At 69.2% G+C, this 1,209-nt stretch carries 2 protein-coding genes and 1 pseudogene; 1 reads left to right on the top strand and 2 read right to left on the bottom strand.

Annotated elements, in window-relative coordinates; translation table 11 throughout:
- Nucleotides 1–172, bottom strand: a pseudogene (locus ACM2XV_RS15450) (tRNA lysidine(34) synthetase TilS); the annotation flags it as partial.
- A gap of 17 nt (nt 173–189) precedes the next feature.
- On the opposite strand from ACM2XV_RS15450, the gene ppa reads away from it, so the two are divergent.
- Nucleotides 190–684 (top strand): inorganic diphosphatase, encoded by a 495-nt coding sequence (gene ppa / locus ACM2XV_RS15445; protein ID WP_487027591.1) that lies wholly within the window; start codon nt 190–192, stop codon nt 682–684.
- 49 nt (nt 685–733) lie between these two features.
- Here ppa and ACM2XV_RS15440 read toward each other — a convergent pair.
- The coding region (locus tag ACM2XV_RS15440; RefSeq protein WP_487027590.1) for a C40 family peptidase at nt 734–1,209 on the bottom strand (476 nt) is incomplete at its 5' end.

Genomic DNA, 1,209 nt, shown 5'->3' with positions numbered 1-1,209 from the left:
GCGCCTCGAAGGCGGTGGCGGCCGCGAGCGCCAACGAGTCGGCGCCCCCGCTCAGCGCGACGAGCACCAGCGAGGCATCCGCAAGCCCCGAGAACGAGCCGCGCACCGCGCGGCGCACGTCCGCGATGGCGGGCGTGAGGCGCGGCCGGCGCGCGTCGGCGTCTGTGGGCACTGACTAAAGTTAGCGGCATGACCAACAGCTACGACGCCGTCATCGAGATTCCGCGCGGCAGCCGCAACAAGTACGAGGTCGATCACGAGACCGGCCGGGTCTACCTCGACCGCGTGCTCTTCACGAACTTCACGTACCCGACCGACTACGGCTTCTTCGAGAACACGCTCGGCGAAGACGGCGACCCGCTCGACGTGCTCGTGCTGCTCGACTACCCGCTGTTCCCGGGCGTCGGGGTCAAGGTGCGCCCGGTGGGCGTGCTGCACATGAGCGACGAGGCGGGCGGCGACGACAAGGTCATCGCCGTGCAGTACAAGGACCCGCGCTGGAGCCACATCCAGGACGTCGACGACATTCCCGAGTACACGAAGAAGGAGATCCAGCACTTCTTCGAGCACTACAAGGACCTCGAGCCGGGCAAGTGGGTCAAGGTCGACGAGTGGGGCTCGGCGGCCGATGCCGAGAAGCTCGTCGAAGAGGCCATCGAGCGCCTGAAGACGCAGGGCCACTGAGCCCGCTCACGAACCCCCGGTGGAGGAATCCCCGGGGGTTCGTCGTATGTCAGCGACCCATCGACGGGCGCGCGACGACCGAGATCGGTGCGCCCCAGACGGGCTGCTCCTTGACGTTCTCGCCGGCCTGCGGGGCGGCGATCATCATGCCGTTACCGATGTAGAGCCCCACGTGGTACAGGTCGTACGGCGCGGTTCCCCAGAAGATGAGGTCGCCGGGCTGGGCCTGGCTGCGCGGCACGAGCTGGCCGAGGGCGGCGGCCTGCCGGTACTGCATGCCCACGCCGTGCCCGCCGATGTAGACGCCCGCGCTCGAGTAGGCCATCATCGTGAGCCCCGAGCAGTCGAACGAGTTCGGGCCGGCGCCGCCGAAGACGTACGGCTTGCCGATCTGCGCGCGCGCGTAAGCGATCGCCTGGTTCACGATGGCGGCATTGGGTGCGCCGTTCCCCGTCTGGGGAGCGGGGGCGGATGACCCGCCCGACGACCCGCCGGAAGAAGACCCCGAGCCGCCCGAGCTTCCGC

It is taken from the genome of Gryllotalpicola sp. CP2-P1, assembly GCF_057512245.1.
Note: the sequence above shows the minus strand (reverse complement) of the source record. Positions and strands in the feature narration are given on the sequence as shown.